The organism is Streptomyces sp. Inha503, from assembly GCF_047215865.1.
Lineage (GTDB): Bacteria > Actinomycetota > Actinomycetes > Streptomycetales > Streptomycetaceae > Streptomyces > Streptomyces lycopersici.
Map to the genome: position 1 here is coordinate 233,336 of NZ_CP178360.1, position 11,649 is coordinate 244,984.

General features: G+C 69.7%; 1 protein-coding gene. It reads right to left on the reverse strand.

The features are described from left to right. Positions 1–28 precede the first annotated feature (28 nt). The gene (locus ACJX2R_RS01135) at positions 29–11,416 is read right to left on the reverse strand and encodes an SDR family NAD(P)-dependent oxidoreductase (RefSeq protein WP_413098314.1); all 11,388 of its coding nucleotides are present in this window, start codon (positions 11,414–11,416) and stop codon (positions 29–31) included. Positions 11,417–11,649: the final 233 nt, after the last annotated feature.

The window sequence follows — 11,649 nt, forward strand, 5'->3', positions numbered from 1 at the left end:
TTCGGTTGCGGTGCTGGTGTGGCCGACGTCAGTCGAGGCCGAGGTCGTTGTCGATGAAGCTGAAGATCTCGTCGTCGTCCACCGAGTCGAGGTCCCGCTTGGCGCCGGGGCTTCCCCCGCTGAGGCTCAGCACCAGGTTCTGGGCCCTGGTCAGCAGCCTGATGCGCTCGGGTGAGTCCTCCTCCAGCTCGGCCACCGCGGCCGCCAGCTCGTCGAAACGGGCCTGGAGCGGCGCGACCGTGCCGCGCTGGTTCAGTTCGCCGGCGAGGTACCCGGCCAGGTCACGCGCCGTGGGGTAGTCGAAGACCACCGTCGCGGGCAGCCGTACACCGGTCGCGGTCGTGAGCCGGTTGCGCAACTCCACCGCGGTGAGCGAGTCGAAGCCCAGCTCCTGGAACGGCCGGTTCTCGTCGATGGCCGTGCCGGGCGCGTGCCCGAGTACCGCGGTGACGTGCTTGAGGACCATGTCGCGCAGTACCCGGCGCCGTTCCTCCTGGTCGAGACCGGTGAGCCTGGTCTTCAGCCGCGCCGGGTCGTCGGCGGCGTCAGCCCGCTTCACGGCCGGGCGGACCAGGCCACGCAGCAGCGGCGGCACGGTCTCGGCGGTGCGCAATGCCGACGGGTTGAGCCGAGTGGCGACCACAGACGGCCGGTCCGCCGCCTGCGCCGCGTCGAACAGGGCCAGCCCCTCCGGTGTGGTCAGGGGCAGCAGGCCGGTTTCGGTCATCCGCTTGAGGTCGCGGTCGGCGAGGCCGCCGGTCAGCTCGCTGCGTTCGGACCACATGCCCCAGGCGACCGAGACCGCGGGCAGCCCCCGGGACCGGCGGTGTGCCGCCAGCGCGTCGAGGAACGCGTTGGCCGCCGCGTAGTTCGCCTGCCCCATACCGCCGAACACCCCGGAGGCCGAGGAGAACAGCACGAAGGCGGCGAGGTCCATGCCCTCGGTCAGCTCGTGCAGGACCAGTGCCGCATCCACCTTCGGGCGGAACACGCGGGCCAGCTGATCCGCGGTGAGCGAGCCGAGCACCCCGTCGTCGAGTACGCCCGCGGTGTGGACCACCCCGGTGAGCGGGTGCCCGGCCGGGATCGCCGCCAGCACCTCCTCCGCCGCGGTACGGTCCGCCAGGTCCGCCGCCACGATCCGCACCGTGGCCCCGAGGCCGGTCAGCTCCTCCAGAAGTGCCGCCGCACCCGGGGCGTCCGGCCCGCGGCGGCTCACCAGCACGAGGTCCAGCACACCGTGCTCGGTCACCAGATGCCGGGCCACCCGTGAGCCCAGGGTGCCGGTGCCTCCGGTGACCAGCACGGTGCCGCCCGTACGCCAGGCGGGCGCGGCCGGGGGCGCCGCCACCCGGGCCAGCCTCGGCACCATGACCTGCCCGGCGCGGACGGCGAGCTGTGGTTCACCCGTGCTCAGCGCGGAGGCCACCGCCCGGGGGGATGCCGGGTGCTCGTCGAGATCGAGCAGGACGATCCGGTCCGGATGCTCGCCCTGCGCCGAGCGCGCGAGCCCCCACACCGCGGCGTGCGCGAGATTTCCGCCGGTGGCGTCCCGGGTGACGAGCACGAGCCGGGCATCGGCGAAGCGCGGCTCCTCGACCCAGGCGCGGAGCAGGCCGAGTGCCCTCGCCGACTCCGCGAACACCGTCTCCGCGGTGGCCCCGGTCCGGGGTTCCCATCCCACCAGGACCAGGGTCGCGTCGTCCTGGACGTCGTCCAGGGTCTCCGGGCGTTCGGCACCCACCTGGAGTGCCTCGGCGAGACCGAGTTCGTCGGTGCCGAGCACGACCCAGCGGTTCACCGGCAGGACATCCGGGGCGTCCAGGGGAACCCAGTCCACGCCGAACAAACCGTCCCGTGCCGGTTCGAGCTGCGCGCGGTCCACCGGACGGGACACCAGCGACTCCAGCGTCACAGCCCGCTGGCCGGTGGCGTCCGCGGCGACCAGGGAGATCCGACCGTCGCCGGAGGTCAACCGCACTCGCAGCTCCCTCGCCTCGGGTACATGGATGGACACACCGCTCCAGGAGAACGGCAGCCCCGCCTCGTCGCCGGGGGCGGCCACACCCACGGGGTGCAGCGCCGTGTCCAGCAGCGCCGGGTGGATCAGGGAACCGGTGTTGTCCACATCGTCCGGCAACTCGACCTCGGCGAAAATCTCTTCACCCCGGCGCCAGACCGCCCGCACCCCCTGGAACACCGGCCCGTACTCATACCCCGCCTCGGCAAACCGCTCATACACACCACCCACACCCACCACATCCGCACCCGACGGCGGCCACACAACCGCCCAATCACACACAGCCGACTCCACAACCCCCTCCGCCAGCACCCCCTCAGCATGACAAGTCCACTCCCGCGAACCGGAATCCCCCGCCACACCCGAACCCACAGACGAATGCACCACAACCGAGCGACGCCCCGCCCCATCCCGGCCACCAACCTCCACCCGCACATCCAAAAACTCACCATCACGCACCACCACCGGCGCCCGCAACGTCAACTCATCCAACCTGCCACACCCCACACGCACCCCCGCCCGCAACACCCACTCCACCAACGCAGCACCCGGAACCAACACCACACCCAACACCACATGATCAGCCAGCCACGGCTGCAACCCCAACGACAACCGACCACCGAACAACCAACCACCCCAACCAGGCAACTCCTCCCCCAAACCCAACACATCCCCCGACCCACCCCCAGACGACAACCAAAAACGCCTGCGCTGAAACGCATACGTCGGCAAATCCACCCCGCAACCAGACCCCACCACACGACTCCACCCAACCCCGCCCCCCGCCACAAAAACCTCACCCAACGCCGCCAAAAACCGCGTCACATCATCGTGCCCCCGACGCAACGTCCCCACCACCACACCATCAACCCCCGCAGCCTCCACCGCCTCCTCAATCCCGGGAACGAGCACCGGATGCGGCGACACCTCGACGAACGTTCGGTGGCCACCGGCGAGGGCGCTCTCGACGCCTTGCTGGAACCGGACGGGCTGCCGGAGGTTGCGGTACCAGTACTCCGCATCCAGCTCTTCGGCGTCGACCACGCCCCCGGTCACCGTCGAATAGAACGGAACCTCGCCCCGGCGAGGCCAGATGTCGGCCAGTTCGTCCCGCAACCGCTCAGCGAGCACCTCCACCTGGCGCGAGTGCGACGCAAAGTCCATCGCGATCCGCCGGGCGCGCACGCCTTCGGCTTCCCAGCCCGCCAGCAACCGGGCCAGCACGTCGTTCTCCCCGGCCACCACCACTGAGCTCGGTCCGTTCACCGCGGCGATCTCCGCTCCGTCGGGGAGCGACCCCCGCACGACCTCCTCGGGAAGCGACACCGAAACCACTCCGCCCTTGCCGGACAAGGACTCCGCGATGAGCCGGCTGCGCACCGCCACGATGTGTGCCGCGTCCTCCAAGGACAACGCACCCGCGGCACAGGCGGCGGCCACCTCACCCTGCGAATGCCCGATCACCCCGGCGATCCGCACGCCACTCGCCCGCCACACCGCGGCCAGCGAAACCATCACCGCGAACAACACCGGCTGCACCACATCGGCCCGGTCCAGCTCGGCCCCGTCTCGCAGCACGTCCTGTACGGACCAAGAGATGTGCGCCGACAGCGCCTCGTCACAGGCCGCCAGCTCGGTGGCGAAGATCTCGCAGGTGTCCAGCAGGCCCACGGCCATCCCGGCCCACTGCGAACCCTGGCCGGGGAACACCAGCACCACGCCGTCGTCCGACGCCGCGCCGACGACGACCCCGGTGCCGGGCACTCCCGCTGCCACCGAGTTCAAGCCGCTCAACAGGGTCTCGCGATCAGCACCGAGCACCACCGCACGATGCTCGAAGACCGAACGTGTGGTCGCGAGCGAGGAACCCACGTCCTCGGGCGACAGTTCCGGACGCGATGTCACGAAGCCCGCCAGCCGGGAGGCCTGGGCCCGCAGGGCTTCGGCGGACTTCGCCGAGACGACCCAGGGGGTGGCTCCCACGAGAAATCCGTCTTCGGGCTCCCGGGCGGGTTCCTCCGGCGGCGCCTCAAGGATGACGTGGGCATTGGTGCCGCTGATCCCGAACGAGGACACCCCCGCGCGCCGCACGCGCCCGGACTCCGGCCAGGCCGTGGTTTCGGTCGCCAGCTCCACCGCTCCGGCCGACCAGTCCACCTCCGGCGAAGGCTCGTCCACATGCAGGGTCTTGGGCATCAGCCCGTGCCGCATCGCCAGCACCATCTTGAGCACCCCGGCGATCCCGGACGCACCCTGGGTATGCCCGATGTTCGACTTCACCGAGCCCAGCAGCAGCGGGCGCTCCCGATCCTGCCCGTAGGTCGCCAGCAACGCCTGCGCCTCGATCGGGTCACCCAGCCGGGTACCCGTGCCGTGCGCCTCGACAACGTCCACATCGGACGGTTCCAGCCCGGCGTTCTCCAGCGCCCGCCGGATGACCCGCTGCTGCGACGGACCATTGGGCGCGGTCAGGCCGTTGGACGCGCCGTCCTGGTTCACCGCCGAACCCCGCAGCACCGCGAGAACCCGATGGCCGTTGCGCCGAGCGTCCGACAGCCGCTCCACCGCCACGAGACCGGCGCCCTCGCCCCAGGCGGTGCCGTCGGCCGACGCGGCGAACGCCTTGCACCGGCCGTCGACGGCGAGTCCCCGCTGACGGGAGAAGCTGACGAAGGCCCCCGGCGTGGACATGACGGTCACCCCGCCCGCCAACGCGAGATCGCATTCGCCCGAGCGCAGCGCCTGCGCCGCCAGGTGCAGGGCCACCAGCGACGAGGAGCACGCCGTGTCCACGGTGACCGCCGGGCCTTCGAGGCCCAGGGTGTAGGCCACCCGGCCGGAGGCGACACTGGCCGTGTTGCCGTTGCCGAAGTACCCCTCCAGATCGTCCGGCGCCTGCTGGAACCTCGACGCGTAGTCCTGGTAGATCAGCCCGGCGAACACCCCGGTCGCGGTTCCCTTAAGCGACAAGGGATCGATACCCGAACGCTCCAGCGCCTCCCAGGAAACCTCCAGCAGCAGCCGCTGCTGTGGGTCCATCGCAATCGCCTCACGCGGGGAGATGCCGAAGAACTCCGCATCGAAGTTCGCCGCGTCGTGGAGGAAACCGCCCTCGCGCACATACGACGTGCCCGCCCGGTCCGGATCGGGATCGAACAACCCCTCCAGGTCCCAGCCGCGGTCGGCGGGGAGACCGGACATCGCGTCGCCGCCTGAGGACACCAGAGACCAGAAGTCGTCCGGCGAGGCGACCCCGCCGGGCAGCCGGCAAGCCATGCCGACGATGACCACCGGGTCCTCGTCCCGCACCACCGAGGACGCGTGCTCCGGGCCGGCCACCGTGCCGACCAATCGCTCGACCAGGTACTGGGCCAGCGCGGCCGACGAGGGATAGTCGAAGACCACCGTCGCGGGCAGCCGCAGCCCGGTCGCGGTGGCCAGCCGGTTGCGCAACTCGACCGCGGTCAGGGAGTCGAAGCCCAGGTCCTTGAACGCCCGGCCGCCGTCGACGGCCTCACCGGAGCCGTGCCCGAGCACGGTCGCGGCGTGCGTGCGCACCAGGTCGAGCATCAGCTGCCGGCGCTCGGGCTCGGCCATCGCGGCGAGCCGGTCCGCCGTCCCGGAACCGGACGCCGCCACCTCCGCGCGACGGGGCCGGGCCCGCACCAGGCCCCGCAGGATCGGCGGCACTTCCGCCCCCTCGGCGGTGCGGAGCGAGAAGTTGCTGGCCACCAGGTAGGGGCGGCCGGTGTTCAGCGCCGCGTCGAGTAGGGCCAGGCCTTCTTCGGTACTCATGGGACGCAGCCCGGCACCGGTGATACGGGAGAGGTCCCGGCTCGCCAAGTGTCCGGTCATGGCGCTGCGGTCCTCCCACAGCCCCCAGGCGATGGACGTCCCGGGGAGGCCCTGGGCGTGGCGGCGCTGCATCAGCGCGTCGAGGGCGGCGTTCGCCGCGGCATAGCCGCCCTGTCCCGGGCCGCCGAAAGTGCCCGCGGCGGAGGAGAAGACCACAAAGGCGGCGAGGTCCATCTCACGGGTCAGCTCATCCAGAACCACAGCAGCATCGACCTTCGGACGGAACACCCTCGCAACCCGCTCCGCAGTCAACGACTCCAACACCCCGTCATCCAGCACACCCGCCGCATGAATCACACCACTCAACCGCTGCCCCGCCAACACCCCCGCAACAGCCTCACGATCAGCCATATCCGCCGCCACCACCCGCACCCGCGCACCCAAACCAACCAACTCATCCCTCAACCCCACCGCACCGGGAGCCTCCAGACCCCGACGACTGACCAGCACCAGATCCCTCACACCATGCTCGGCCACCAAATGCCGCGCCACATGCCCACCCAACGTCCCGGTGCCGCCGGTGATCAGCACCGCACCGCCGGACAACGGGCGCGGAACAGTCAGCACCAACTTCCCGACATGCCTCGCCTGAGACAAAAACCGAAACGCCTCACCAGCCTGCCGCACATCCCACACCGTCCTCGGCAACGGCCACAACACACCCCGCCCAAAAAGCTCCAACAACTCCCCCAACATCTCCCGAACCCGATCCGGACCCGCCTCACCCAACTCAAACGCCCGATACCAAACCCCATCCGGCTCCCGAACATCCGTCTTCCCCATCTCCACAAAACGCCCACCACGCCCCAGCAACCGCATCGACGCATCCACAAACTCACCCGACAACGAATTCAACACCACATCCACCTCAGGAAACACCGACCCGAAATCAAGCGTCCGCGACGAAGCAATCCGGGCCGGATCAACACCCATCCCGGCCACCACCGACTGCTTCGCCGGACTCGCCGTCGCAAACACCTCACAACCCCAATACCGCGCCAACTGCACCGCAGCCATCCCCACACCACCAGCAGCCGCATGCACCAACACCGACTCACCAGCACGCACACCCGCCACATCACGCAACGCATAAAACGCCGTCAAAAACACAATCGGCACCGACGCCGCCTCAGCAAAACTCCAACCCACCGGAATCCGCGCCACAAGACGACCATCCGCCACCACGACCGCCCCGAAAGCACCCCCGAACATCCCGAACACCCGGTCACCCACCGCCAAACCCACCACCCCCGGACCAACCTCGACCACCACACCCGCACCCTCACTGCCCAACAGGCCCGGATCACCCGGATACATCCCCAGCACATTCAGCACATCCCGGAAATTCACCCCAGCCGCACGAACCTCAATCCGCACCTCACCACAAGCCAACTCCCGCACCGACTCCGGAGCAGACACCACCGCCAGATTCTCCACCGTCCCCCGACTCGTCACATCCACCCGCCACGACACACCCTCCGGCAACTCCAGACCACCACCCACCCGCACCAGCCGCGGCACCCGCACCTCACCCGCACGAACCGCCACCTCCGGCTCACCCACACCCAACACCGAAGGCAACGCACCCAACGACTCCGGACGACCATCCACATCCACCAACACAAACCGCCCCGGATGCTCACTCAACGCCGAACGCACCAAACCCCACACAGCGCCACCCGCGACATCAGTAACCGCATCACCCGCCACTGCCGCCACCGCGCCCCGCGTCACAACCACCAACCGCCCGTCGCCGGGATCGGCAATCCAGGACTGGAGAACATCCAGAAGCCGAGCGGCGCCGGCACCCGGTTCCTCGTCCGCGAAGGCCGGAAGGGCGTACACGTCGGCCGAAGACGGGTCACCCAGTGGCACACCGGCGTTGCGGATCTGCTCGGCGAATCCAGCATCGTCGGTGCCGGTCACAGCCCAGGTCTCCCGTCCGGACGTGCCGGACACGGTGAGCGGCGCCCACTCGACGGTGAACAATCCGTTCCGCGCCGGGCCCGCGGTCCGCAGCTTCACCGGGTCCACGGGCCGCGCCTCCAGGGAGCCGACCCCGGCCACCACCCTGCCGTCTGTTCCTGCGGCCTCCAGCGAGAGCCGGTTCCCGACGGTCAGCCGGACCCGCAGGGTGTTCGCACCCACCGCGTGCACGGCCACATCGCCCCAGGAGAACGGCAGGCGGACGCCCTCATCCGGACCCGCCGCCAGCGATGGGTGCAGCGCGGCGTCGAGCAGTGCGGGATGGATCAGGAAGCGGGTGGTGTCGGCCTCGTCGGGCAGTGCGATCTCAGCGAAGATCTCTTCGCCGCGTCGCCACACCGACCGCATGCCCTGGAACATCGGCCCGTACTCGTACCCGGAGGCGGCGAACCGCTCGTACGCGTCGTGGACGTCCACGGGTTCGGCGCCCGCAGGGGGCCAGGACAGCGCCCAATCGCACACCCCGCCGTCGTCATTCTCGGCGCTCAGGGTTCCGTCCGCGTGCTGGATCCACTCGCGCTCGTCGGAGTCGCCGGTGTCCACACTGGAATGAATGCTGATCGGCCACAGCCCGTCGTCGTCAGGCCGGTCCAGCACCACGCGCACGTCCCGGGTTTCACCTTCGCACAGGATCATCGGCTCCTGTAGGGTCAGCTCGCCGACCCGGGTGCAGCCCACCCGTTCACCGGCCCGCAGTGCCAGTTCCACCAGCGCAGCGCCAGGGGCGAGGACGGTGCCGAGGACGGTGTGCTCTGCCAGCCATGGCTGCTGGGCGAGCGAGACCTGGCCGGCGAACAACCAGCCCGCGGGTCCTTCGACGGCTGCCCCGAGCATCGAGTCATGCGACTCGCTCTCGTCCAGCCAGTACCGGGTGCGCTGGAAGGCGTAGGTCGGCAGGTCCAGCCGGGCTCCCGTGCCGACCACCCGCGACCAGTCCACCGTCGCGCCCGCGGTGAACACCTCGCCCACCGACGTCAGGAACCGGGTGGCGTCGTGCTCGTCGCGCCGCAGGGTGCCGACCACCACGGCCGCGGCGTCCTCGGCCGCCAGTGTCTGCTCGATCCCCGGGAGCAGCACCGGATGCGGGGAGCACTCGACAAAGGCGGTGTTCCCGTCTTCGACCGTGCTGGTGATGGCCTGCTGGAAGAGCACGGTCTGCCGGAGGTTGCGATACCAGTAGTCCGCATCCAGCCCCTCGGTATCGAGCACTCCCCCGGTCACCGTGGAATAGAACGGAACCGTGCCCGCCCGCGGCCGGATGTCCGCCAGCGAAGCACGCAAGCGCTCTTCCAAGACACCCACCTGGTCCGAATGCGACGCGTAATCCACCGCAATCCGCCGCGCTCGCACCCCCTCCGCCTCCCAACGCACCAGCAACTCGGCCAGAACCTCGTCCTCCCCGGACACGATCACCGAACCCGGCCCATTCACCGCGGCAACACCCACCCCACCACCGAGCACCCCACGCACCACATCCTCGGAAAGCGAGACCGACACCATCCCACCACAGCCCGACAACGACTCCCCCACCAGACGACTGCGCACCACCACAACCCGCACCGCATCCTCCAACGACAACGCCCCCGCCACATAAGCAGCCGCCACCTCACCCTGCGAATGACCCACCACCCCCGCAACCCGCACACCACACGCCCGCCACAAAGCCGCCAACGACACCATCACCACAAACAACACCGGCTGCACCACATCCACCCGATCCAGCCCCCACCCACCCCGCAACACATCCCGCACCGACCACGACACATACGCCGACAACACCACATCACACGCCGCCAACTCGGCAGCAAAAACCTCACACGAATCCAACAACCCAGCAGCCATACCCACCCACTGCGAACCCTGACCCGGGAACACCAACACCACACCATCACGCGCCGACCCACACGGCTCCACCACCGCCAACGAATCCAAACCCCGCAACAAGGCATCACGCCCAGCACCCACCACGACCGCACGATGCTCGAACACCGAACGCGACGAAGCCAGCGAGAACCCCACATCGACGGGCGACAGCTCCGGATGTGCCACCACGTGGTCCCGCAGCCGCGCGGCCTGTGCCCGAAGTCCCTCGGCCGACCGTGCCGACACCACCCACGGCACGGCGCCGGTCACCAACGGGCGCGCCGGGTCCTCGGCGTCTGTTTCGGATCGGGTCTCGGGCGCCGCCTCGAGCACGACGTGCGCGTTCGTGCCGCTGATACCGAACGAGGAAACCCCCGACCGCCGCGCGTGCTCCGTCTGCGGCCACGGCATCTGCTCGACCGGCAGTTCCACCGATCCCGCCGACCAGTCCACTTCCCTCGTCGGCTCATCGACGTGCAGCGTGGGCGGCACCACGCCATGCCGCATCGCCAGCACCATCTTGATCACACCAGTCACCCCGGCCGCGGCCTGCGTGTGCCCGATGTTCGACTTCACCGAGCCCAGCAGCAGCGGGCGCTCCCGGCCCTGCCCGTAGGTCGCCAGCAACGCCTGCGCCTCGATCGGGTCACCCAGACGCGTACCCGTTCCGTGCGCCTCCACGACGTCCACATCGGACGGAGCCACCCGCGCGTTCGCCAGCGCACTGCGGATCACGCGTTGCTGCGCCGGACCGTTCGGCGCGGAGAGCCCGTTCGACGCACCGTCCTGGTTCACCGCCGAACCCCGCACCACGGCCAGCACCCGATGCCCGTGCCGGTCCGCGTCGGACAGTCGTTCCACCAGGAGCACCGCGACGCCCTCGGACAATCCTGTGCCGTCGGCGGCCGCGGCAAAGGCCTTGCACCGGGCGTCCGGCGCCAGGCCCTGCTGACGGGAGAACTCCACCAGTCCGGCCGGAGTCGCCATCACCGCCGCCCCGCCGGCCAGTGCCAGGTCGCACTCCCCGGAGCGCAACGACTGCACCGCCAGATGCAACGCCACCAGCGAAGACGAGCAGGCGGTGTCCACCGTCACCGCCGGGCCTTCGAGCCCCAGCGTGTACGCCACCCGCCCGGAGGCGAGGCTACCGACATTGCCGCTGCCGAGATAGCCCTCCAGTTCCTCCGGCACCTGCTGGAACCGCGTCGAATAGTCGTGGTAAACGAGGCCGGAGAACACTCCGGTGGCGCTGCCCTTGAGTGAGCGCGGTGTGATACCCGCGCGCTCGATGGCCTCCCACGACGCCTCCAGCAGCAGCCGCTGCTGCGGGTCCATGCCGGTCGCCTCACGCGGCGAGATCCCGAAGAACCCCGCGTCGAAATCCCCGGCGTCGTAGAGGAAACCGCCCTCGCTCACCGAAGAGGTACCGGCCCGGCCCGATTCGCGATCCACCAGCTTTTCGAGGTCCCAGCCGCGGTCGGCCGGGAACTTTGAGATGGCGTCGCCGCCGGAGGACACCAGCTCCCACAGGTCGTCGGGCGAGGCGATACCACCGGGCAGGCGGCACGCCATCCCGACGATCGCGATCGGGTCGGTCTGTGCGGACTCCGCCTCGTGCAGCCGACGGCGGGTCTCGCGCAGGTCGGTCGTCACCTGCTTCAGAAAGTAACGAAGCCTGTCCTCGGTGGACATGGAACCCCTCCCCTGGGGACTGCTCTGGCGAATCGGGAACTACTCAGTGATGCCGAACTCGTCGCCGAGCAGGCTGAACATCTCGTCGTCGGTCACGTTGTCGAGTTCGGTTTCCACGCGTGCCTCATCGGCGCCTCCTTCCAGCTTCCACAGCACGCTCTGGAGGCGGTTGACGAGTTTTTCGCGGGTGGTCCCGTCAGGTGTCCCGGAAGCGAGAAGCCGCTCCAGCCCCC

Bases quoted from the DNA above. Each gene is read 5' to 3' on its own strand.
- ACJX2R_RS01135 (WP_413098314.1), bottom strand. From the start codon at position 11,416: ATGTCCACCGAGGACAGGCTTCGTTACTTTCTGAAGCAGGTGACGACC.